Source organism: Oleidesulfovibrio sp. (assembly GCF_047973035.1).
Classification (GTDB): Bacteria; Desulfobacterota; Desulfovibrionia; order Desulfovibrionales; family Desulfovibrionaceae; genus Oleidesulfovibrio.
On sequence record NZ_JBKEBF010000005.1, the window covers coordinates 50,142 to 74,244 of the forward strand.

At 50.2% G+C, this 24,103-nt stretch carries 22 protein-coding genes; 17 read left to right on the forward strand and 5 right to left on the reverse strand.

The annotated features are described in order from the left end of the window. Positions 1–4 precede the first annotated feature (4 nt). Positions 5–1,702, reverse strand: a complete 1,698-nt coding sequence (locus tag ACK5LI_RS00950) for a tetratricopeptide repeat protein (RefSeq protein WP_416945753.1) — start codon at positions 1,700–1,702, stop codon at positions 5–7. A 26-nt stretch (positions 1,703–1,728) separates the two neighbouring features. Further along, entirely contained in the window at positions 1,729–2,808 is a 1,080-nt protein-coding gene (locus ACK5LI_RS00955) for a sigma-70 family RNA polymerase sigma factor (RefSeq protein WP_416945754.1), read from the reverse strand. A gap of 205 nt (positions 2,809–3,013) precedes the next feature. Between ACK5LI_RS00955 and ACK5LI_RS00960 the strand changes: the two genes are divergently transcribed. From ACK5LI_RS00960 to ACK5LI_RS01015, 12 genes are all read left to right on the forward strand, one after another. Then, positions 3,014–5,443 carry a homocysteine S-methyltransferase family protein gene (locus ACK5LI_RS00960; protein WP_416945755.1) on the forward strand — a complete coding sequence of 810 codons (2,430 nt, stop codon included), beginning with the start codon at positions 3,014–3,016 and terminating at the stop codon, positions 5,441–5,443. A gap of 19 nt (positions 5,444–5,462) precedes the next feature. Then, positions 5,463–5,942: a TlpA family protein disulfide reductase gene (locus tag ACK5LI_RS00965; protein WP_416945756.1), complete on the forward strand. Its 480-nt coding sequence runs from the start codon at positions 5,463–5,465 to the stop codon at positions 5,940–5,942. A 9-nt stretch (positions 5,943–5,951) separates the two neighbouring features. Next, entirely contained in the window at positions 5,952–6,413 is a 462-nt protein-coding gene (locus tag ACK5LI_RS00970) for an N-acetyltransferase (protein ID WP_416945757.1), read from the forward strand. Between the two features lie 16 nt (positions 6,414–6,429). Then, complete coding sequence (gene hpt / locus ACK5LI_RS00975) at positions 6,430–6,960, forward strand: hypoxanthine phosphoribosyltransferase (RefSeq protein ID WP_416945758.1); 531 nt, start codon at positions 6,430–6,432, stop codon at positions 6,958–6,960. A gap of 35 nt (positions 6,961–6,995) precedes the next feature. Next, on the forward strand, positions 6,996–7,766 hold the full coding sequence (locus tag ACK5LI_RS00980; protein WP_416945759.1) for a DUF3426 domain-containing protein: 771 nt from the start codon (positions 6,996–6,998) through the stop codon (positions 7,764–7,766). Between the two features lie 22 nt (positions 7,767–7,788). Further along, entirely contained in the window at positions 7,789–9,135 is a 1,347-nt protein-coding gene (gene radA, locus ACK5LI_RS00985) for a DNA repair protein RadA (protein WP_416945760.1), read from the forward strand. A 191-nt stretch (positions 9,136–9,326) separates the two neighbouring features. After that, the gene (locus ACK5LI_RS00990) at positions 9,327–11,054 is read left to right on the forward strand and encodes a methyl-accepting chemotaxis protein (protein WP_416945761.1); all 1,728 of its coding nucleotides are present in this window, start codon (positions 9,327–9,329) and stop codon (positions 11,052–11,054) included. 45 nt (positions 11,055–11,099) lie between these two features. Further along, positions 11,100–11,462, forward strand: a complete 363-nt coding sequence (locus ACK5LI_RS00995) for a response regulator (protein WP_416945762.1) — start codon at positions 11,100–11,102, stop codon at positions 11,460–11,462. A gap of 56 nt (positions 11,463–11,518) precedes the next feature. Beyond that, a complete protein-coding gene (locus tag ACK5LI_RS01000; RefSeq protein WP_416945779.1) occupies positions 11,519–13,591 on the forward strand; it encodes a chemotaxis protein CheW in 2,073 nt (690 codons plus the stop codon). A gap of 61 nt (positions 13,592–13,652) precedes the next feature. Continuing rightward, a complete protein-coding gene (locus ACK5LI_RS01005) occupies positions 13,653–14,507 on the forward strand; it encodes a CheR family methyltransferase (protein ID WP_416945763.1) in 855 nt (284 codons plus the stop codon). Positions 14,508–14,516: 9 nt separating this feature from the next. Beyond that, positions 14,517–15,587, forward strand: a complete 1,071-nt coding sequence (locus ACK5LI_RS01010) for a protein-glutamate methylesterase/protein-glutamine glutaminase (RefSeq protein WP_416945764.1) — start codon at positions 14,517–14,519, stop codon at positions 15,585–15,587. 123 nt (positions 15,588–15,710) lie between these two features. Next, positions 15,711–16,367, forward strand: a complete 657-nt coding sequence (locus tag ACK5LI_RS01015; RefSeq protein WP_416945765.1) for an NAD(P)/FAD-dependent oxidoreductase — start codon at positions 15,711–15,713, stop codon at positions 16,365–16,367. Between the two features lie 36 nt (positions 16,368–16,403). On the opposite strand, the gene ACK5LI_RS01020 is transcribed toward ACK5LI_RS01015, so the two are convergent. Together ACK5LI_RS01020 and crcB are read right to left on the reverse strand one after the other, a co-directional pair. Then, complete coding sequence (locus tag ACK5LI_RS01020) at positions 16,404–16,757, reverse strand: DUF190 domain-containing protein (protein WP_416945766.1); 354 nt, start codon at positions 16,755–16,757, stop codon at positions 16,404–16,406. Between the two features lie 31 nt (positions 16,758–16,788). Further along, positions 16,789–17,163 (reverse strand): fluoride efflux transporter CrcB, encoded by a 375-nt coding sequence (gene crcB, locus ACK5LI_RS01025; protein ID WP_416945767.1) that lies wholly within the window; start codon positions 17,161–17,163, stop codon positions 16,789–16,791. A 46-nt stretch (positions 17,164–17,209) separates the two neighbouring features. Between crcB and ACK5LI_RS01030 the strand changes: the two genes are divergently transcribed. Genes ACK5LI_RS01030 through aat form a run of 4 tightly spaced genes read left to right on the forward strand, consistent with a single transcriptional unit; the run spans position 17,210 to position 21,255 of the window. Continuing rightward, complete coding sequence (locus ACK5LI_RS01030) at positions 17,210–17,845, forward strand: class IV adenylate cyclase (protein ID WP_416945768.1); 636 nt, start codon at positions 17,210–17,212, stop codon at positions 17,843–17,845. Positions 17,846–17,887: 42 nt separating this feature from the next. Further along, the gene (gene clpS / locus ACK5LI_RS01035; protein ID WP_416945769.1) at positions 17,888–18,202 is read left to right on the forward strand and encodes an ATP-dependent Clp protease adapter ClpS; all 315 of its coding nucleotides are present in this window, start codon (positions 17,888–17,890) and stop codon (positions 18,200–18,202) included. Positions 18,203–18,204: 2 nt separating this feature from the next. Further along, complete coding sequence (clpA, locus tag ACK5LI_RS01040) at positions 18,205–20,493, forward strand: ATP-dependent Clp protease ATP-binding subunit ClpA (RefSeq protein WP_416945770.1); 2,289 nt, start codon at positions 18,205–18,207, stop codon at positions 20,491–20,493. Between the two features lie 45 nt (positions 20,494–20,538). Beyond that, a complete protein-coding gene (gene aat, locus ACK5LI_RS01045) occupies positions 20,539–21,255 on the forward strand; it encodes a leucyl/phenylalanyl-tRNA--protein transferase (protein WP_416945771.1) in 717 nt (238 codons plus the stop codon). Positions 21,256–21,351: 96 nt separating this feature from the next. Here aat and ACK5LI_RS01050 read toward each other — a convergent pair whose 3' ends face one another. Beyond that, entirely contained in the window at positions 21,352–21,837 is a 486-nt protein-coding gene (locus ACK5LI_RS01050; RefSeq protein WP_416945772.1) for a hypothetical protein, read from the reverse strand. Positions 21,838–22,050: 213 nt separating this feature from the next. Here ACK5LI_RS01050 and uvrB point away from each other — a divergent pair, with 213 nt between their 5' ends. Then, entirely contained in the window at positions 22,051–24,102 is a 2,052-nt protein-coding gene (uvrB, locus tag ACK5LI_RS01055) for an excinuclease ABC subunit UvrB (protein WP_416945773.1), read from the forward strand. The last annotated feature ends 1 nt before the right edge of the window (position 24,103 follow it).

Genomic DNA, 24,103 nt, shown 5'->3' on the forward strand with positions numbered 1-24,103 from the left:
GACATTACTGAGCCTTTTCTATCTTGGATTTCAGTACATCAGGATTTTTAGCGCCCAGCTTGATTGCTTTGCGGTACGCTTTTATGGCTTTGTTTTTGTTGCCTGCTTTCAGTGCAATGTCTCCGTAATGTTCCCAGATAGTCGCATCGTCGCCGCCCTGCGTGGCAACTGCCTGTTCAATATGCTTCACTGCCTGTTCTGTATTGCCTAATTTAAAGTGAACCCACGCGAGGGAGTCGAGAATATAGGCGCTGCCGGGACTCAGTTTTATAGCATTTTCGATAAGCAGCAAGGCTCGTTGCAGGTCGCGGCCTTCATCGGCAAGCGTGTATCCCACATAGTTAAGAGCCTGATAGTGGTCAGAATCCGCAAGAATAACCTCCTCCATAAGGTTGTAAGCGTCTTTTTTACGACCAGCTGTGTCGTAAAGGCTGGCCAGCGCAAAAAGTAGGTCAACATCACCGGGCCAGTTGACCAAAGCGTCTTTAAGGATTGCTTCAGCCTGCTGGTAGTCTTTCTCATGCATGGCAGCACTGGCATCAAGCAACCAGAATTCACGGGCAGTAGGAAAGCGTTCTTTCCCTTCGGCGATTATTTCCTTTGCCTCTTTGGTATTGCCTGCCTCAAGCAACAGACTTGCCCTTAAGCGCATGGAACGATCATAAAACCGGTTGCTGGGAGGGATATTCGCAAGCAGGTCCAGCCCTTTTTCAATGTCATTTCTGCCTTCTACTGCAAGCACAGCAAGGTAAAACCATATTTCATCGGGGCGCCCGGGGCGGTCCTTTAGCGGAGTCAGAATTTCATCAGCCTCGTCGTAAAAACCTTCTTCCAGAAAGAGAGTTCCTGACTCAAGTAAAAAGCTGAGTTGATCAGGGCCTTGGCGGGTGTATTCCAGAGCTTTTTGAGGATGGTTCAACTTGAGGTTAAGCGCTACCAACCGCAGCCATATTTCCGGTCCTGCTTCGCCCAAAGTCAGGATGCGCGAGTAAAGTTCCTCTGCCGCGGGGTAGTCTTTCTTTAGTTCATACAGATATGCAAGCTCTGCCCACGCTTCTACAAAGGTTTCGGGGCGCAGCTCCAGGGCCTTTTTAAGAGCAGCTTCCGCTTCATCATATTTGTTCAGCCCGATGAGCGCCTTTGCATAATAATAGTAAGAATGTGCGTTCCGCTTGTCCGCAGGCACAGCCCGCATTGCATCCACAGCCTTGGCGTATTGCTTTGCATCAAGCAGGTAGAGCGAGAGTATCTGACGCGCTTCGTGGTTGTCAGGATGCTCAGTGACAAACTCATTCAGGACGGCAAGTGCATCGTCCGGCCTGTTTTCCTGCAGATAGGCTTCTACAAGGGCCAGCACGAGGTCTAAGTTGTCGGGGTACAGGGTCAGCCCTTTTTGCAGAATAGGGCGTGCAAATGCCGCTTCTCCACGCATTCTATAATAGCCTGCTGCGGCAAGGAATACTTGCGGAGACTGGTCCAGTTCCAACAGGCGTGAGATTGCATGTGAGGCTGTAGCATCATCCTGAGCGCGGACGGACTCATCAAGCAGCAGAAAATAGTAGGTTCTCTGGGCGTCTTCCGACAACTGCCAGTCTGTCGGCGCCGTCGCGGGAACTGTATTTACCTGTGAGAATGTGGCGCAGCCTGCAGAAAGGGTGGCACACATAAGTGTTGTCAGAGCCATGTGCCTGAAAAGCAACATTGCAATCTCTCTTATTGTTATTGATGCTAGCGATTGATCCAGTCAGAGGAAAAGTCTTTGATTTCCTTGAACAGATGGTCGCGGATTTTTTGTAAAAGGCGGGCCTCGATCTGGCGGACACGCTCTCTTGTTATGTCGTACTTTTCACCGATTTCACGCAAGGTTACCGGATCTTCCGACAGCAGGCGTGAATTGAGAATTTCCAGCTCTTTTTCGTTCAGGTGGGGAACAATATCGCTGATGCGTTCCTGAACCATGGCTGCAATTTCATTGTTTGCCAGTGTATCTTCAATCCCCGGTCCGAGAGCAGGCAAAAAGTCCAAGCGTGAGGCAGAACCGTTTTCATCGCCTACCTGCACATCCAACGACATGTCGGAGGCATCGAGGCGCTGCTCCATTTCGACAACCTGCTCGGGGGTAACGTCCAGCCTTTCGGAAAGCATGGCCGCATCGGGGTCGTAGCCCTGCGCAATAAGCTTCTGACGTTCTTTGTTCAGATTGTAAAATAGCTTGCGCTGGGCTTGAGTGGTGCCGATTTTTACCAGCCGCCAGTTATCCATGATGAATTTGAGGATGTACGCCTTGATCCAGAATGCAGCGTAATAGGAAAACTTGATGCCCTTGTCAGGATCAAACTTGTTTACGGCGCGCATAAGTCCCACGTTGCCTTCCTGAATGAGGTCAAGCACGTTCTGCATCCAACGGCGTTGAAAATCCATCGCAATTTTAACTACAAGGCGCAGGTGTGATGACACCAGCCGGAACGCGGCGTCGCTGTCGTTGTAAAGCTGAACCCTGCGTGCAAGTTCAAACTCTTCATCGGGCTTCAGCATGGGAAAGCGGCTGATTTCTCTCAGATACAGATGAAGCGAATCGCGGGTGGGCTTGTTGCCGGAAGGAATCGGAGCCGGCAGGTCTGAATCGCTGACATCAATGATGTCTCCTTCATCAAGATCCAGCGAGTCTTCACCTTCTTCATCAATATCAATATCAATATTGCCGTCATCTTCTTCCACTTCCACTTCAGCATCTGAAGTGTCGGCAAGTCGATCTTCCGTTTCTGCTGTTACAGAATTTTTTTTTACAGTACTTTTCGCTGGTGTCATAAGAATCGAATCAACTCTATATTTATTCGGCCAGAGCCGAGTCTGATCTGGTTAGGTTGGCCTGAAAACAGGTTTGGGCATTGAATGGTATAGTTTTAGTTTGTCCTTTTCAATGTTTTTCAGTAGACCGAATCGGTTCCTGCCATCATAAAACAAGAGTGCAGGGTGATATATTCAAATAAGTACCTGCAAGGAGAGTTCTGCTGTGTCCGATTTTAGACGAGCGCTTACTGGTAGTTCCCTGTTGTATTTTGACGGGGCCATGGGAACTATGTTGCAAGGACGCGGCCTGCCTGCGGGGATGAGCCCCGAAGTTTTCTGCCTTCAGAATCCGGATGTTTTGCAAGGCGTTCATCTGGATTATGCAAAAGCAGGTGCAGATGTTCTTACCACAAATACATTTGGTGGTACACGCCTGAAGCTTCCGGCCGATATGAACGTGGTTAACTTTAACCGCGAAATGGCCAAAGCTGCAAAAGCTGCTGCCAGTCAGGCCGGGAGACCTGTCTTTGTTGCCGGCAGTGTCGGGCCTACCGGTCATTTTGTAAAACCGCTTGGTGAACTGGAGTTTACCGAGCTTGTGGAAATTTTTCGGGAGCAGATTCAGGGGCTGGTAGAGGGCGGCGTTGACCTTATCCTTGCCGAAACCCATTTTGATCTTGCCGAAGTCCGCGCTGTAGTCCTTGCCGCAAGGCAGGTCTGCAGTCTGCCTGTGGGCGTATCCATGACTTTTGAAGATGGTGTCAGCCTGACAGGAACACGTCCGGAAGTTTTTGCGCATACAGTGCAGAACATGGGCGTTGATCTGGTGGCTACAAACTGCAGTGCAGGGCCGGAGCAGATGGCGGGAGTCGTGGCCGAACTGGTTTCTTCCTGCGGTGTGCCTGTGCTGGTCATGCCTAATGCAGGATTGCCCGAACTGGACGGAGACGGAAATACCGTGTTCCGTCTTGGACCGGAAGCTTTCGCACGGCAGACGGCAGAATTTGCTCGTCTGGGAGTAAAGTGCCTTGGCGGTTGCTGCGGAACTACGCCGGATCATATCACGGCTCTTGTCCGTGAAACAGAAGGCATAACGTGGGCGCAGGCCGAAAAGCGCAGCGCATCGGGGATTATTCTTACAACCCGAAGCCAGCTTGTGCGAGTTGCCTCCTCTGAACCCACAAGGATTATCGGTGAACGGATCAACCCGACCGGTAAAAAAGAGCTGATTGCTCAACTGCAGGCGGGGGAACTTTCTCTTGCAATGCAGTTTGCGCAAGAACAGATTGATGCTGGTGCTCCTATCCTTGATGTGAATGTTGGCGCTCCCATGGTGAATGAGAAAGAGCTGCTGCCCAGATTGCTGGCAGAAGTTGCCGCTGCTCATTCCGTACCGTTGTCCATTGACAGCTCGGATATGGATGCGGTTGAAGCCTCACTTGCCGTGTATGCGGGGTCCCCTCTGGTTAACTCTATCAGCGGCGAGCCCGGCCGTATGGAGCGCCTCGGGCCTTTATGTCGCGATTACGGCGCTCCTTTTATCCTGTTGCCGCTTAAAGGGCGCAAGTTACCTGTTACGGCCAAAGAGCGCATTGCTATTATCGACGAGCTTCTGCAGCAGGCAGATGAGCTTGGCATTCCGCGCAGACTGGTGATGGTGGATGTGCTTGCTCTGGCGGTTTCATCCAAGCCGGAGGCTGCAAGGCACTGTTTTGACACCATCCGGTACTGCAACGAAACGCTTGGGCTGCCGACTACCATCGGGCTTTCGAATATTTCTTTCGGACTTCCGGCACGAGAACTGCTTAACTCGACGTTTCTTTCCATGGCTATCGGGGCCGGGCTTACTTCCTGCATTGCGCATCCGGGAAATACGAGAATGCGCGAAGCACTAGCTGCAGCCGAAGTATTGATGGCGCGTGACAGCAATGCTGAAGGCTTTATCGCTGGTTATTCGGAGTGGACGTCGGGTGGCGGAAGTGCCGCCGGAGGCGTTTCCGGAGCCAAAGCGGAAAAGAAGGCCGCAGCAACTCTGGAGGAAGCCGTTATTAAAGGGGAGCGTGATCTTGTTCTTGATCTGGTGGAACAGGAACTTGCCAACGGTGCTGAACCTTACGAATTGGTTAATAATCGTCTGATTCCGGCTATCACTGAAGTAGGCGACAAGTACGAACGAAAAGAATATTATCTTCCTCAGTTACTTCGTTCTGCGGAAACTATGCAAAAGGCTTTTGGCAGACTGAAACCTCTGCTTGAAGAAGCCTCTGATGGCGGCTCCAAGCCCGTGATCATTATGGCCACAGTGGAAGGCGATATTCACGACATCGGAAAAAATATTGTCTGCCTGATGCTGGGGAACCATGGCTTTGATGTTGTGGACCTTGGAAAAGATGTTAAAGCTGAAGACATCGTAGATGCCGCAGTGAAGCATGACGCAAAGCTGATAGGGCTTTCTGCCCTGATGACAACAACTATGGTGCGGATGGAAGATACCATAGACCTGCTGCGCCAACGGGCACTTTCTATACCTGTTTTTGTCGGCGGTGCAGTTGTAACGCAGGCGTTTGCCGATGCTATCGGTGCTGCCGGCTATTCCCGCGATGCAGTTGAGGCTGTGCGGGTTGCCCAGAATCTGATTGCTGTATCGGCATGAGCGCGGAGGAGTAGTAATCATGAATAAATCACGTTTCAGCCTGATCAGGCTGATGGTTGTACTGTGTGTTGTACTGGCTCTGCCTGTACTGGCTTCGGCTGAGGGCGTAAAAGAGGGTGGCTCTTCAACGCTTTTGAAGGCCATTGCCGCAGAAAACGGCAAGCCTGTTCTGGTGAATTTTTTTGCCAGCTGGTGCCCTCCCTGCAAGGATGAAATTCCCGGCATTATCGCCATGCGCAGCAAGTACAGCACAGATCAGGTTGCCATAATCGGTGTGTCACTTGATGAAAGCCGTTCTGCGTTGGACAACATGATTAATGATCTGGGGATTAATTATCCTGTGATCAGAGGTAATCAGGAGCTTGCCCGTACATTCGGCATTACCGGAATTCCGCGTCTGCTTGTGTACTCTGCTGAAGGCAAGCTTGCTTCTGACCATATCGGTTACATGGCAGAAGACGAACTGCAGCAGCTTATTGAGAAAAATCTTGTAAAATAAAGGTTTGTTATGGCCTACTTGAGAAAGGCCCGTATTCAGGATGTTAAAGCCATTCACGGGCTGCTTATGCAGAATGCTGCAGGTGGCTTGCTGCTGCCGCGCTCTTTGAGTCAGCTTTATAACCATATCCGCGAATTTTATGTTGTGGATCCTGACGACGGCGGTCCGATTAAAGGGTGCTGTGCTCTTTCCATAATCTGGGAAGAGCTCGCTGAAGTTCGCTCGTTGGCCGTTGCTGATGACATGCAGGGTAACGGGTGGGGGCGCAAGCTTGTGGAAGCCTGCGTCAGCGAAGCGGTGACTTTGGGTATTTACAAGGTCTTCACTCTGACGTATCAGGCCGACTTTTTCCGCAAACAAGGTTTTGTGGAAGTCGGCAAGGAAGTTTTGCCGCAGAAAGTGTGGGCCGATTGTATTAACTGTCCGCGCTTTCCTGACTGCGACGAAATTGCTATGGTTCTGGAACTTTAAATATAAGGGCTGATCGATGACCGTAACCGGAATGGATGTTGTATATACCTCGGAGCAGGTGCAGGAACGTGTGCGCGAGCTGGCAGCTCAGGTTAATGCTGAGTACGAAGGCAAGCCTCTTGTCGTCGTGTGCGTGCTGAAGGGCGCTTTCATGTTTTTTTCCGACCTGCTCAAGCATTTGACTGTCCAGCCGGAAATTGATTTCATACGTGTAGCAAGTTACGGTAACGCAACTTCCCGCTCTAAAAACATATCTTTTACAAAAGACCTTGAAGTTTCCATCGATGGAAAGCACGTGCTGGTTGTAGAAGATATCGTTGATACGGGACATACTGTTGAGTTTTTGTACCGCCAGCTTGCTGCCCGTGGCGCAGCCAGTATTAAGCTGTGCGCTATTGTGGACAAGTCTGAACGCCGCGAAGTAGATGTTGCTGTCGACTTTGCAGGTTTTGCTTTGCAGAAAGGTTACATTATCGGTTATGGCATGGACTATGCCGAACGCTATAGGGAACTTGATGCAATCTACGACGCCAGAGTCGAAGACTAGCCATAGAACTTGCTACTTTTTTGATGGGATAAACAATGCGCGTTACCTGCCCGAACTGTAAGACTGTTTATGATCTTGCAGAAGAACTGGCCAGTCCCGGCGCCAAGTGCCGGTGCACGGTCTGCAAAGAGGTTTTTCCCCTTCCTGATTATTCACTGGAAGTGGATGAAGGGCCGGATATGACTGTGGAGGAGCCTCGAAGCGAGGAAAAGCTCTCCTTTGATCTGGACAGTGCAGACACTCCCCCAAAAAAGAAGAAAGGTGGCGCACTGGTTGGTGCACTGGCCGCCATCGTTCTGCTGATTTGCTCTGCAGGCGGAATTTATCTTTTTGCTCCCGAGCTGCTTTCTTTTATGGAAAGCAAAACAGAAGTGCAGGCTCCGCAGGTAGATCCTATCCCTACAGAGCAGGTAAAGAAAATAGCTCTTCGCAGTGTGCGCCAATACACTATCACCAATGAAAAAATCGGTCGGATTACAGTGATAGAAGGGAAGGTTCTGAATAACTTCAATTCACCCAAGGACCTGATAAAAGTAGAGGCTCTGCTGTTTGATGATTCCGGCCAGACCGTGATGAGCCGTCAACAACTGTGCGGTGTTACCGCATCCCTTTTCCAGTTGCAGGTTCTTTCTGAACAAGAACTGGAAACCACACTGACGAACAAAGTTGAAGTTCTTACAAACAACACCAATGTGCAGCCAGGTCATGAAGTGCCGTTTATGGTTGCTTTCTATAACCCGCCTCAGACTGTTCGTGAGTTTCTTGTGAAGGTTGTAGAGGCAAAGGACCCCCCGAAAGCGAACTAGCCATGGGGGGCTGGCACACTACGTGAAATTAAAAGAAACATACATTTGTTCCGCGTGCGGTGCGGGGGCGCCTCAGTGGCGCGGGCAGTGCCCGAAGTGTGGCGAATGGAACTCTCTTGAGGCTGTCGTTGTTGATAAACGCCAGTCTGTCGGGGGAAGTTCTGCTGCTAAAAAACATGGTGTGAACCGGCCCGTGCGGCTGAGTGACGTCAGTGAGCATAGCCACAAACCTTTCGGTACCGGCATCGGAGAACTTGACCGTATTCTTGGCAAGGGGCTGATGCCCGGTGCAGCTTTGCTTATCGGAGGCGAGCCCGGCATAGGTAAGTCCACTTTGTTGTTACAGGTGGCAGGGGCCGTGGCAGCTTCGGGCCGTACTGTACTGTACCTTTCGGGTGAAGAGTCGCTGGGGCAGCTTCGCGGCCGTGCAGAACGGCTGGGTATGATGCATGATTCCATGCTGGCGGTTGCTTCTTCCCGCATTGAAGATATTCTTCCTGTTCTGGAAGAGACTACCCCCCCGGATTTGCTGATTGTGGACTCTGTCCAGACGCTGACTTCTGTCAGGGCAGAAGGTTTGCCGGGCAGCGTCAGTCAGGTGCGTGCGGTTTCAACGGAATTGGCCGAACGATGCCGTGCCGCCGGAACATGCGTGCTTTTTGTCGGACATGTGACCAAAGATGGCCAGCTGGCAGGCCCGAAATTGCTGGAACATATGGTGGATACTGTTATTTCCCTAGAGGGCGACCGCCGTCAGCAGTACCGTATGTTGCGGATTTTAAAAAACAGATTTGGTCCCAATCAGGAACTGCTGGTGTTTCAGATGGTCCAGCAGGGCCTTTCCTTAGTCGATGATCCTTCGACATTTTTTCTTGATGCGCGTGATGTGACGCTGAGCGGAACATCAGTTGTTATGACGGTGGACGGTCAACGTCCTTTCGCTGTGGAAGTACAAGCGTTGGTTACGCGTAGTTATCTTTCCATTCCCAGACGTACCGGTCTTGGTTTCGATGTGAACAGGCTGCATCTTTTGCTGGCTGTTCTTGAAAAGCGGCTGCGCCTGAATTTCGGGCAGGTTGATATTTATGCGAAAGTCGGCGGAGGGGTGAAAGTGCAGGATCCGGGAATGGATCTGGCGCTTGTGGCCGCTATCCTGTCTTCTTTCTACGACCTGCCGTTACCGGCACGTAGTGTCTTTTGGGGCGAGGTCGACCTGAACGGTCAGATACGACCTGTTCCCGCGCATGATATCCGTATGACTCAGTCTAAGCGGCTTGGCTATTCACCAATTTTTTGTTCAGGCGAGAATGGCAGAGGATTAACAACTATTGCTGCCTTACAAGAGCAGCTCTTCAGAAAAAACGAATGAGTCCGATAACTGTTTCCAGTACGGTTCCAGACGCAAGATATTCTTGACCTCGTTGCGGCCTTGTCGCATCGTTATGCTGTATATCATGTATCTGTCGTCTGTTTTGATGCATAAGATTCGGTATATGGGCTGAAGTTCAATGGGTTGCGGCCTGCTTTTTATCTCACTCTTCTTTATCGAGAGGCCATCACATGTCGCAAATTGGCAAGCTGGTTACTGATAGTTTGCAACTGATCGACGGCGTTCGGCGTATGCTGAATAAGCTGGTCAGTAGCCGCGAGCATGAATTTCTATCACTTGGCGAAAGTTTGATGTCTTTGTCCGGTGCTATTTCTGATGTGCAGAAGCAGTCGGGAGAGCTGGTCAGTCTTGTATCTGGTGATAACCTTCACGGTGTGACCCAGCAGCTGGCCGCCGACATGGGCAAATTGCACGAACTCTGCAGTCTGGACAGTGATAACAACCTCGATGAGCTGGGGCGGGTTCGTAACTACTTGCTGGAGCTTATTCGTCTTATCAAGAGTTATTCAAGAGTTGTCCGCAGCCTTCAAATGCTGGGTATTTCTACCCGGATAGAAAGCGCCAGACTAGGTTCAGATGGCAAGGGCTTTAACACCTTGGCTGATGATGTCGAAAAGTTAGCTGGTAAGATCGTTGAATATTCAGGGCAGATTGTTCAGTACGCCCAAGATCTGGACAAACTGGCGGATGGCGCATCAGCGCGGTCACAGATGATGATTTCCGAGCAGCAGGCATGTGCTCTGGAAGCTGCAAGCGGTATGAACGAGCGGGTTGTTTTGCTTCAGCAGGCAGCTGAGGAAGCCAGAGAGCGTTCTGAACAGGTAGATGCTCTTATGGCGGATATTGCAGACAGTATGGGGCAGGTAGTGTCCTCCGTTCAGTTCCATGACATCGTCCGCCAGCAGGTGGAGCATGTTGATGAAACGCTTGACAGTTTGAGTGATCTTGTATCGGGAGGCCATGATGCGGGCTACTCTGATGCAGAGGAGCTTGCATGGATAGTGGAGGTCTGTCGCCTGCAGGTGATGCAGCTGGATCATTCCAGAGATAGTTTTTTGCAAGCCGTTTCAGAGCTTAAGCACAATCTGGAGGCCATAGCAGGGAGTGTTACCGGAGTTGCAAGACTTGCTGTTTCCGGTGACGGCGTGGGGGGATCGGCTCTGGATGCCATTTCTCAGACCATAACGGATACTTCTGTCCGTATGCGCGGCGTGGCCGCTCAGGGTGTGGAAATGGGCGAAACAATGACGGCCGTTGCCAGCACTGTTGCCGATATGGCCGGATTTTTGGAACATATCGAAGATGTCGGGGCGGAGATTGAGCTTATTGCCTTGAACGCCAGTATCAAAGCTGCGCACACAGGTGATAAGGGTAAAGCTCTCGGCGTCCTTGCCTCGTCAATTCAAAGCCTTTCCCAGGATGCGGGGAATCAGACTGTGGCCATTGCGGACAAACTGGGCACAATATCTTCTTCTGCCGACAACCTGAAGCAACAGGCGCAAAGTTTTCATGACGCTACGGTAATCAACAATACAATTGCACAGTTGGAAGAAGTTACCGGTTCGTTGCGGACAATAGGTGAACAGGCAGAAATGCTGGGTACCAGAGTCGGACAGGATGCGGACTCCATTGCTGCTGAAATTGAATCAGTTGTGCAGAATTTTTCATTTGAAGATACTATCGGCGAAGAACTGTCCGTTGCCCGTCGGAAACTGGAGGGGCTTATTGACCGGCTTCTGCAGCATGTCGACAGCAACGCCGCTGTCCGCAGGCCCGCTCAACTTGATGCAATTATGAACAGATATACGATGAAGCAGGAGCGCGACATCCATATGCGGGCTTTGGGCGGAGCAGTGAATACTGCGGATGATGGCGATGATAATATCGAGTTGTTTTAACTTGTTGAGAAAATGAGAACCTCAATAGGAGAGGGGGAGTTAAATATGGCACCGACAATTATGACTGTAGACGATTCTGCCAGCGTTCGTCAGATGGTTAGCTTTACGTTGCGCAAAGAAGGCTATGAAGTCATTGAGGCTTGCGATGGTAAAGATGCGCTGACGAAGATCAAGCCCGATGTAAAAATGGTTATCACCGACCTTAACATGCCGAATATGGATGGCATTGAGCTTATCCGGAATATCCGCTCAAAGGCGGGATTCAAGTTTATTCCCATCATCATGCTTACTACTGAATCTCAGGCATCGAAAAAACAGGACGGCAAGGCAGCCGGTGCTACAGGCTGGATTGTGAAGCCTTTCAAGCCGGAACAGCTGCTGACTGTAGTTAAAAAGGTTCTTCGGTAGTTTTTTATTAATCGCAGGAGGATGGTGTGCAGCTGGACGTGAACAGTCAGGCCTTCATGGAAGAGGCTCAGGATCTGCTTTCAGAGCTGGAATCAGCCTTGCTGGAACTAGAGGACCAGCCGGAAGATTCCGAGTTAGTGGACAGAGTGTTTCGTGCCATGCACACAATTAAAGGTTCGGGGGCGATGTTCGGTTTTGACGACATCGCCGCCTTTACCCATGATGTCGAAAACATGTTCGACAGAGTACGAAACAATGAGCTTAAGGTTACCAAAGAAATCTTAAGCGTTACTCTTTCCTGCCGTGATCATATCGCTTATTTGCTACAATGCGCTGCAAACAATATTGCAGTAGATCTGGCAAAGGGCAGCCTGCTGACAGACAGGGTCAAACAATTTCTTGGGGACGAAACGCCAGGCCCTGCGGCTCCTGCGGATTCAGATGAGTCTGATGAAGACTTGTTTGCATCATCAAGCGACAGACCCTCTACGTATCGCATTCGTTTCAAGCCTGTTTCTGAAATTTTTATGACAGGAAACAACCCCCTGCATCTTATCGAAGAACTCGGGGAGATGGGTTCTCTTACCACATATGTCCATACTGCGGCCTTGCCCGAACTGGCTTCGATGCAGCCGGAATCTTGCTATTTGTGGTGGGATATGTTGTTGCACACCACTGCCGACGAACAAGCCGTTCGTGATGTTTTCATGTTTGTGGAAGATGAATGTGATCTAGCTGTTCAGGTTATTGATAGAGGGGACAGAATTGACTCTGATGCCATGTATAAGCGCATCGGTGAAATTTTGATTGAAAGAGGCGACCTGAAGCCTGAAGACCTGCAGCGGGTTCTCAGCCAGCAGCGGCCTGTCGGAAAGATGTTGGAAGAGGCCGGTGTTGTAAGTGCAGACAATGTTGAGTCTGCTCTGCAAGAGCAGAAAGCCGTCAGAGATTTGCAGCAGAAGAGAGAACCTGCATCGGAAGCGGCTTCCAGTATTCGTGTGGCGGCTAATAAGCTGGACTACCTTGTGGATCTGGTCGGTGAGCTTGTTATCGTACAATCACAGATAGCCCAGATGGTGCACGAGCGTGAAGATGCAGACATGCTGTCGCTTAGCGAGAATCTGGAGCGTCTGAGTGATGAGCTGCGGGATGCCACGCTGGGCATACGTATGCTGCCGATCGGTACAACGTTCAGTAAATTCCGCAGGCTGGTACGCGACCTGTCCGGCGATCTGGGTAAAGAGGTTGAGCTGGTTACTTTCGGGGCTGAAACCGAACTTGATAAAACCGTTATTGAACGGTTGGGCGATCCTTTGGTTCATTGTCTGCGAAACAGCTTAGACCACGGTATTGAGTCGCCGGAGCTACGGGAGAGTATGGGGAAACCCAGAAAGGGTACTATCACGCTTGGCGCTGCGCATTCCGGCGGTGAAGTGCTCATCACGATTAAGGATGATGGCAAAGGGCTGGACAGAGACAAGCTGGTTGCCAAGGCTATTGAGCGTGGCGTTATTGCCCCCGACGCGGAGCTTTCCGACAAAGAAGCCTTCGGGCTTATTTTTGCCGCTGGTTTCTCTACTGCCGAGAAAGTCACCAGTGTCTCAGGCAGAGGCGTAGGTATGGATGTAGTCCGCCGCTCAATCGAAGAATTGCGCGGAACCATTGAGCTTGATTCTATCCCCGGGCAATCCACCGTTATTACTATTCGCCTCCCGCTTACTCTGGCTATTATCGACGGACTGCAGGTACAGGTCGGGGAAGAGAGCTATGTCATTCCTCTTGCCCCTGTTGAAGAGTGCGTTGAGCATTTCGCGAGTAATAATTCCGGTAAAAAACAGATTATCAACCTGCGGGAAGAGGTCGTACCATATATTTCCTTACGGTCACTTTTTGATATTACTGGTAATACACCGGAAATTGAGCAGATTGTCGTAGTGAACGCGTTAGGCAGCCGGTTTGGTATCGTTGTTGACCGTGTTGTGGGCGAGCACCAGACCGTTATTAAAAGCCTTGGAAAAGTATTTAAGAACGTAGAAGGGATTTCCGGTGCGACCATCAGAGGTGATGGAACCATGGCGTTGATTCTTGACCTGCCCAGACTTGTCCAGACTGCTATTTCTGCAAATTAATAGCACGCCCGAAGGCAGGTCATTGCACGTTTTTTAAAGACTAAAAAAGAGTGTTGCTGCTATGGCGGATTCAGTTCCGGGGCTTACTCGCCCCTCAACGATGTCAGCTAGATCGTTTACCCGTTTGAGTGAGTTTATTCATTCGCAAGTGGGTATCAAGCTGCCTCAGGGAAAGAAGATTATGCTTGAGGCGCGGTTGCAAAAGCGCTTACGGGCATTAAGCATGTCGTCATACGACAGTTATGTGGATTTTTTGTTTACTGAGCAGGGGCTTCACAGCGAGTTACGTTCACTCATTGATGTTGTAACGACCAATACTACAGAATTTTTTCGTGAGCCTAAGCATTTTGAGGTGCTTGAACAACACATTTTGCCTGAGTGGACAAGGCATTTGGGCGGGCAACGTGAACTAAGGCTCTGGAGTGCCGGATGCTCCTTCGGTATGGAGCCATATACGCTTTCCATGGTGATGCACGAGTTTGCGACCATCAACCCTTCATTTGCCTTCAGTATCCTTGCAACGGACATTTCCACCCGCGCGTTGCAGCATGCCTCAAAAGGTGTGTATGAAATGGATAAAATTGGCAACATACCTGAGATATTCAGGAAAAAATATTTATTGAGAAGCAAGGATCCCGCAAAATCGCTGGTTCGGATGGGACCTGAATTGCGGAATACAATTGCTTTTAAGCGGCTGAACTTTATGGAGGAATTTTCATTCAATAATCCTCTGGATATAATATTTTGCCGTAACGTTATAATTTATTTTGATAAACCGACGCAGGAGCGGCTTTTCCAGCGCTTTTGCAGATGCCTTGCCTCGGGTGGTCACTTGTTTATCGGCCACTCTGAAAGCCTTTCGGGTATGAATTTACCGCTGACTCAGGTTGCTCCCACAGTTTACAGAAAAGTGTAGTGTGCTGTTATGGCTAGAAAAATAAAGGTTCTGGTTGTTGATGATTCCGCGCTTGTCCGGCAGACGCTGACGGAGATATTTACAGCTGATCCAGAACTGGAAGTTGTTGGTACCGCTTCTGATCCCTACGTGGCAGTGAAGCGTATGGAAAGTGTCATTCCAGATGTCATTCTGCTTGATGTGGCCATGCCCCGTATGGATGGTATTACATTTCTTCGTAAAATTATGAGTCAGCACCCCATTCCTGTTGTGATTTGCTCCGCAGTTACTGAAGATGGCGCAGAGTCTTCTTTTAAGGCTATGGAATACGGTGCTGTTGAGATTATTCAAAAGCCAAAGGTCAGTACCAAGCAATTTTTGGAAGAATCAAGTATCAGAATTTGTGATGCTGTGAAGGCGGCGGCAAGAGCACAGTTGAAAAAGCTGAGCGCTAAACGGTTTGAAGTAACGCCTAAGCTTTCCGCTGATGCGGTTCTTCCGGCAAGTGTTGGCAAAACCATGGTACAGGACACGGAAAAGGTTGTCGTTGTCGGTGCTTCTACCGGAGGGACTGAAGCTTTACGCGTTCTGTTAGAGGCCATGCCGCCAGACTGTCCCCCCATTGCCATTGTACAGCATATGCCAGAACACTTCACCGCAGCTTTTGCAAACAGGCTGAACGTAACCTGCCGTATCACTGTGAAAGAGGCTGAAGATGGCGATACCATGCGCAGAGGGCAGGCGCTTATTGCACCGGGCAATAACCATCTGTTGTTAAAGCGCTCCGGTAGCCGTTACTATGTTGAAATTAAGGCCGGACCGCTGGTTCGCAGGCACAGACCGTCTGTTGATGTTCTTTTTCGTTCCGCATCGCGCTATGCAGGGCGAAATGCCGTGGCAGTCATAATGACCGGCATGGGAGACGACGGTGCTGCCGGAATGAAAGAACTTCATGATACAGGTGCCTTTACCATAGCGCAGGATGAAGCAACCTGTGTTGTGTATGGTATGCCGCATGAAGCTGTTAAGCTTGGTGGAGTGGATTCGATTCTTCCCCTTGGCGGGCTTGCTTCTGCAATCGTAAAAGCCTGCAGTAAATAAAAAAAGTAAGCAACACCCTGTACACTTGTGTCTCGGCCTTCCTGCGATTATACCGTTCGCGGACAGTAATTCTGTCTGCGAACTTTTTTTGTACATTTTCAAGTTACTCTGACGGAGATTTTAATGACCGCAACACCTGACGGTGCGATTCTGCAACGTGATAAAGAAACTTATGCCATTGTCCCCCGTACTCCTGCGGGCCTCATGACGCCGGATCAGCTTGATGCGATTTCCCGCGTGGCTCGTAAGTACTCCATTCCGATTCTTAAGATCACTTCGGGACAGCGTTTTGCCCTTGTCGGCATGAAGGCAGAAGATGTTGAGCCGATCTGGGATGAGTTGAGTATGGACATCGGACGTGCCACCGAGCTGTGCGTGCATTACGTGCAGGCGTGTCCCGGTAATTCCGTATGTAAGCTTGGCGTGGATGATTCGCTGGGGCTGGGCCTTGAAATTGAAAAAATGTTTCAGGAAGAGCCGTTCCCCGCAAAAGTTAAGTTTGGCGTTTCCGGCTGCCCGTTGTGCTGTGCAGAAAGTCTGGTGCGGGATATCGGCCTTATTGCGACCAAGAAAGGCTGGACTGTTGCAGTGGGAGGAAACTCCGGCAGCAAACCCAGAGTTGCTGATGTTATCGCTACAGAATTGAGCAAAGATGAGACGCTTGATCTTATTCGCCGCTTTGCAGAATATTATCGTGGAAACTCCGGCAAGCGCCTTCGGGTGTCGAAATTTGTAGAAAAAGTCGGCATCGACGAAATTAAAGCCGCTTTGAATCTGTAATAAAAAGGTCGCGGTTGTTTTTTACCGCGACCTTTTTTATTTGTTCTTTTTACCTTCATTATGGCGGTAGCAAATTACCTGCACAGGTTCCAGCGTAACCAGTCCTTCGGAAAGTATTGCATCGATTTCCGGTAAAAAAGCATCAATTTTTTCCGGATCGTCGATAATTTCGATGGTCAGCGGAAGGTCTTCTGAAAGGCGCAGCAATTTAAGGGTGTGCACTCGGCTGTTGGCCCCGAAACCGGCAACCCCCCGCAGCACCGTGCCTCCGGCCAGTCCGTTTTGTTTTGCTTTTTCCAGTATCAGTTCATATATCGGACGCCCGTCAAATTTATCATTTTCACCTGTGTATATGCACAGTCTGGCGGCTTCTTTAGGGGGAATATGCATAAAGCCTCCCGCTTGGTTAAAATTAATTGTATTACAAAAGCTTGCCCAGAGCGAGACCGGCTGCCAGCAGCACGATGCCTATGACGATCTGCCCGGCAATGTTTAACAGCGTATAAAACCATTGTGATGCACTGATCAGGTTGACACTTTCAAAGATGAAGGTGGAGAATGTTGTGAATGCCCCCATAAAGCCTGTCAGAATAATAACACGTGTTGTCGGGCTGATACTTAATCTGTCTTCAAGAAAACCCCACACAAAACCGAATAAAAAACAACCCAGAACGTTTACTACAAACGTGCCGGCCGGAAATGACGCACCGCAGAAACGTTGAACGATGCCAGCCAGAGTATAACGGCTGAGGCTGCCCAGACCGCCTGCCAATGCGATAAGTAAAAGTTTTTGCAAAATATCCCTCCGGACATGACTGAAACGGTGAAATTCAGGAGCCAGAATGTTGTATGAAGTCGAGCTGAAATATACAGGTATTGATTTTGCCGGATTGCGGGCATTGTTGCAGTATTGTAGTGCGCAATTTAGCCAGCGTCATTGGGAGCGTAATATCGTTTTTGATACGCCGCAATGTGATATGAGGCAAAAAGGGCAGTTGCTGCGCTTGCGGTCGAAGGAGTGGGCGCAGACGAGCGGACGCAGCCCGCAAAATGTTCTTACGCTGAAACTGCCGCCGCAGGTGGAGGTTCCGGACGATGTGAAAGTCTGGGACGAAAGAGAAACTCTTGTGAGTGATTTTGATTCTATGCGTAGCATTCTGGAAGGGCTTGGATACCAGCCTGCATTCCGCTACGATAAAATCCGTGAAGAGTGGTTTTGTGAGGGCGTAACAATTTGTCTGGACTCGCTTGTTTTTGGCGATGTGGTTGAACTGGAAGGAGAACGGGAAGCGATTTTCAAGGTTGCAGCTTTGCTTAAGCTGCCTTCTGATAAGGCCAGCACGGCGACATACTATGACCTGAATCGTGAATTCCGGAAGTCGGCAGGATTGCCGGAAGATGATAATTTTTATTTTTCTGATGAAAAAACAGCCCGTTCTTTGCTTGAACCGCATGGCGATGACTCTCGACATATATAATTGCGACACTATACTGCTGAGTAGGGAGGCGCCGTACAGCGTATGAGTGACCATGATTTTTCCACCCGTGAAGAAGGTGACGTTCTTCTTGAAGAGGAAATAAAAGAGCCGCGCCGGTATAAGGTGCTGCTTCATAACGATGACTACACGTCTATGGATTTTGTTGTGTCTGTTTTGATGGAGATTTTTCGTAAGAATCGTGAACAGGCCATGACCATTATGCTGAGCGTTCATGAAAAAGGCGTAGGCGTGTGCGGCATATACACAGCAGAAGTGGCGGAAACAAAAGTGGCCAGAGTGCATGCCCGTGCCCGTACCAAAGGTTTTCCGCTGCGATGCAGCATGGAAGAGGTGTAATTATGATCGGCAAAAGACTCGAAGCCGTTTTATCTGTGGCTGTTAGCGAAGTAACAGCTCGTAATCATGAATATCTGACCCTTGAACATGTGCTGTATGCAATGACCCTTGAACCTCAGGGGATTTATATTCTTGAAGGCTGCGGAGCAGATGCGGATAATCTGCGTAAGCGGCTGGAAACGTTTTTTGATTCGCATCTGGAATCGTTGCCCGAAGAGACGCCTACTGAAGTTGTACAGACCTTGGGCGTGCAGCGCGTTTTGCAGCGGGCTGTTATGCAGATGCAATCATCCGGCAAAGACTCTGTGGAACTTGGCGATGTTCTGGCAGCCATGTTTGAAGAAGAAGACTCGTATGCATTGTACTTCCTGCGTGCTCAAGGCGTTGCCCGTCTGGATGTGCTGGAGTTTATTTCGCACGGCATGGGGGACTGGACGGAAGGCGAAGAAGAATTACTCGAAGAACCTGCCGCAGCGGGTGAAAAGTCCGGCAAAAGTTCTGCGCTGGAACAATTTACAGTAAATCTGACTGCACGTGCCCGCGAAGGGCATATTGATCCTCTGATTGGTCGTGCGCATGAGCTTGAACGTACTGTTCAGGTTCTTGCCCGCCGCAGAAAAAATAATCCGCTCTATGTCGGCGAGCCCGGTGTCGGCAAAACCGCCATTGCAGAAGGCCTCGCTTTGGGGATTGCCAATGGTGAAGTGCCGGATGCGTTTCTTGATGCAGAAATTTTTGCTCTTGATATGGGAACGCTGCTTGCTGGCACCAAATACAGAGGTGATTTTGAAGCCCGCCTCAAAGCGGTTATTCGTGATGTGGGTAAAATTTCCGGTGCGATTCTGTTCATCGATGAAATTCATACCATCGTGGGAGCCGGAGCAACCAGCGGCGGCTCAATGGATGCTTCCAACATCCTGAAGCCTGTGCTTGCGTCGGGCGGTATCCGTTGCATCGGCTCTACAACCTATGAAGAGTATCGTAATCATTTTGAAAAAGACCGTGCGCTTTCACGGCGTTTTCAAAAGATCGATGTACAGGAACCCACGCAGGACGAGTGTCTGGAAATTCTTAAAGGGTTGCGGCCGTACTACGAAGATTACCATGAAGTGCGCTATACACTGCCTGCCCTCAAGTCCGCAGTGGAGCTTTCTACCCGTTACCTGCAGGACAGGTTTTTACCGGATAAAGCCATAGATGTGATTGATGAAGCTGGTGCCGTATACAAGCTGAAAGGGCATGGTAGAAAGCGGAATTCAATCACTGTCAGCGATATTGAGAGAGTAATTTCCCGTATGGCCCAGATTCCCGCACAGCGCGTGAACGCCACAGACAGAGGGCGTCTGGCTATGCTGGAAGAGGACCTGCGTTCGGTGGTGTTCGGGCAGGATGAAGCAGTGGATTGCGTGTCCAAAGCTATTCTTCGCTCCCGTGCCGGATTGTCCAAGCCTGAGCGGCCAACTGGCAGCTTCCTTTTCTACGGGCCTACAGGTGTGGGTAAGACTGAACTTGCAAAGCGTCTGGCAGAGACTCTTGGCGTTAACTTTATTCGCTTTGACATGAGCGAATACATGGAAAAGCACGCAGTGGCCCGCCTTATCGGTGCACCTCCCGGCTATGTCGGGTTTGATCAGGGCGGCTTGCTGACCGAAGCCATCCGCAAGACCCCGCATGCGGTGGTTTTGCTGGATGAAGTTGAAAAAGCTCATCCTGACATGTTCAACATCCTGCTGCAGGTGATGGACTACGCCAAGCTGACAGACAATACAGGTCGAAAAGCAGACTTCAGAAACGTTGTTCTAATTATGACATCCAACGCCGGTGCCCAGGAGATGGCTGCCAAGTCAATCGGATTCGGGGATGCTGACGTTCCTGATATGGCTGCCAAGGGTTTGAAGGCTGTGGAAAAACTGTTCAGTCCTGAATTCAGAAACCGGCTGGATGCACTTGTCCCGTTCCATAACTTATCGCGTGACGTGATGCTGCAGATTGTGGATAAGTTTGTGGGCGAACTGCAGCAGCAGATGAAAGACAGACGGGTGACTGTACGCCTTTCCGACAAGGCGCGGGAGCGTCTGGCTGAAAAGGGGTATGACCCTGCTTTCGGGGCGCGGCCTATGGGGCGCGTAATCCGCTCGGGAATTGAAGATGTTCTGGCGCGTGAGGTTCTCTTCGGCAGCTTGCAGAAAGGCGGGGCCGTTAGAATCGGAGTACGCAAGCTATCTGCTTCTGATGCGCCGGATGAGCTTGGGCTTACTTTCCGGTATGAACCGCAGGCAGTTGCAAAATGATTGTAACAATGCCGGCGGGCGTCCGCTCGCCGGCAGGAAGTAATAATGCACGTATTTGCGCTTTCAGATGAAATTGAATTTCCCGACCCGCATAGAGCCTCGGCAGAAGGGCTGCTTGCTATCGGGGGTGACCTTAGCCTTGAGCGGCTGGTCGCCGCGTATGCGAACGGCATTTTTCCGTGGTACGATGACGACACGCCTATTCTCTGGTGGTCGCCGGATCCGAGGTGTGTTCTCTACCCTTCAAAATTGCATATCCCTGCAAGCCTTCGCAGGCGTATAAATTCCGGCTGTTTTACGGTTAGCCTTGATACCGCATTTGAAAGCGTTATTGCCGCTTGTGCCACCAGTCCCAGACCGGGCCAGCAGGGTACATGGATAGTGGACGAGATGATTGACGCCTACGTTAGTCTGCATGAGGCCGGAATTGCGCACTCGCTTGAGGTCTGGAGTTTTGATGATAAAGGAAGGCGGGAGTTGGCGGGCGGACTGTACGGTGTTTCTCTGGGGGGTGTTTTTTATGGCGAATCCATGTTTTTTCACCAGCCGGATGCTTCAAAAGTTGGCATGGTATGGTTGGTAAGCCTTCTGAAGAGGTGGGGCTTTCATATTATTGATTGTCAGCAGACCACAGACCACCTGATGCGGTTCGGGGCAGAAGAGTTACCTAGAGCGGCTTTTTTGCAGGAATTGACGATTGCCTTGCGTATGCCCTTGCGTGCTGGCAAATGGACTTTTCCTGAAGGATTCTGGCCTCTGTGAGAAAAAGCAGACTGACTTTCTATTAAATGTATCCGGTTGAAAGTGCATAACGCCCGCTTACGTTTTTAATTCGTAAGCGGGCGTTTTTCATTTGGATCAGCTATTGTCCGCGGCAAGCGGCGGATGCTGTGCAAGATCGTAAAAGCCTTTGATGCCAAAGGGCAGGCTGTAGTTTTGCACATTTTCAAAATGTATAAAGCCGAGGGTCTTGCCTTCCGGAATGTCCGATAGCGCGGTTACTCCTTGCGGAACAGGCAGGGACAGCGGGCAGGCAGTGATGCACGTAAGGCGGCTGCCATAGCGTTCCTGCAGGTATTCTACAACGATATCTCTTTCCTGCGGGGTAAAAGCTTCAGCCACCATGCGTTTTACACCTTCGGCAGCGCCGGGGTTTTCCGGATCAAGAGGGGCACCTATCAGCTTGTCCCACGGATAATCAGCTGTTTCAGACGGTTCGGGGCAGCTTTTGAAAAGATGCGCCTCTACGTCGCGGCGGCCTTTAAAGGTCCGGATAGTAATACTGACTACGTGGATGCGGTCTATGGGTTCGTTTCCCTCTGCGGGGACGATTTGTACTTCCATAAAAAAGCTCCCTGTATGGTAACCTTGGTATCCAGTAATATTTTACTTCATCTGGTCACGATACTAGGCTATTTCCCCATGGCTGTGAAGTGCAGGCAGTTGTTTACTGATCGGCTGTGAAAGGCTAAGTATATGCGATTGCTTTGTTTCAAGATGTCTTACGCGTTCAGACGGCACAATAGTCAATATAGTTTGTGATTTCAGGATAACTGCATGCAGAAAAATACGTTTCGTATTGAGTCGGAATACCAGCCCAAAGGCGACCAGCCGGAGGCCATTGCACAGCTGAGTGCCAATATTACTTCCGGTGTCGAGCATCAGGTGTTGCTGGGCGTTACCGGATCGGGCAAAACGTTTACCATGGCGCACACCATTGAACAGTGCCAGCGGCCCGCCCTTATTCTGGCACCCAACAAAACGCTGGCGGCGCAGCTGTACAACGAGTTCCGCGAGCTTTTTCCGCATAATGCTGTTGAATACTTTGTCAGTTATTATGACTATTATCAGCCCGAAGCCTACGTTCCCACATCCGATACCTACATCGAAAAAGATTCTTCCATAAACGATAACATAGACAAACTGCGTCATGCTGCCACACACGCATTGCTGACCAGAAAAGATGTTATCATCATCGCTTCTGTTTCATGCATTTATGGCCTCGGTTCGCCGGAATATTACGCGAAGATGGTTATTCCTGTGGAAGCCGGACAGACCATGTCCATGGACTCCTTGACGGGACGCCTTGTGGATATTCAGTACGAGCGCAATGACTACGACTTTCACCGTGGTACTTTTCGTGTTCGGGGCGATGTGCTGGAAATCATACCTGCCTACCATCATGAGCGTGCTTTGCGGCTGGAATTTTTCGGGGATGAAATTGATTCCATCAAGGATATTGACCCGCTGACAGGGAATATCCTTGGCGACATAGGCAAGACCGTGATTTATCCCGCAAGTCACTACGTTTCCGACAGAGACAACCTGAACAGAGCTGTATCCGATATCCGTGACGAATTGCAGAAGCGCCTTGCGGAGTTTAAACAGGGGAACAGGCTGGTTGAGGCGCAACGTCTGGAACAACGCACCATGCTTGATCTCGAAATGATTGAAGAGATGGGCTACTGCACGGGTATTGAAAACTACTCCCGCCATCTGGACGGACGTAAAGAGGGCGATCCGCCTTCCTGTCTGCTCGATTACTTTCCTGACGACTTTATTCTTTTTGTAGATGAATCCCACATTACCGTTTCGCAGGTGGGCGCTATGTACAAAGGCGACCGTTCGCGAAAACAGACTCTTGTTGATTTCGGTTTTCGTCTTCCTTCTGCTCTGGATAACAGGCCGCTGGAATTTCGCGAGTTTGAAGAGCGCCTTAATCAGGTGGTGTACGTTTCCGCAACTCCCGGCAAGTGGGAGCTTGACCGCTCGGAAGGCATTGTTGTCGAGCAGATCATCAGACCTACTGGTTTGATTGACCCTGTCATCGAAGTGCGCCCTACAAAGGGGCAGATGGAAGACCTGATGACGGAATGCCGCGCCTGCATTGCCCGTGAAGAAAGAGTTCTTGTTACCACGCTGACCAAGCGTATGGCAGAGGATTTAACGGAATACCTGAACTCCATGGGAGTGAAATCCCGCTACCTGCATTCCGACATCGACACCATGGAGCGCATGGCCATTATTCAGGCTTTGAGGCGTAATGAATTTGACGTGCTTGTGGGAATTAACTTGCTTCGTGAAGGGCTTGATATTCCTGAAGTGTCACTCGTGGCTATTCTGGATGCGGATAAAGAAGGCTTTTTGCGGTCTGTCGGGTCGCTTATTCAGACATTCGGCCGCGCGGCACGTAACGCTGACGGTCGTGTTATCATGTATGCAGACGCTGTTACCCGTTCAATGGCTGCAGCTATGCAGGAAACAGAACGCAGGCGCGAAAAGCAGTCTCAATATAATGAAGAGCACGGCATTACTCCGGTAACAATCCGCAAGTCTCTGGATACACCTTTTGACTCGCTGTACTCGGATTCGCAATCTTCCGGCAAAGGCAAAGGGAAAGGCCGCGGCAGGCAGGCAGCAGGTTCCCGTGTTGCAGAAACGCCAGAAGATAGTGCAAGTTACGGCATCAGCGCAGAGGAGTTGGGTAAACTTATTCAGCGCATTGAACGAGAGATGCGCGAAGCTGCCCGTGACCTTGAATTTGAAAAAGCTGCAGACCTGCGTGATCGGATCAAACTGCTTCGAGAACGGCTGATCCAGCAAGGTTGAT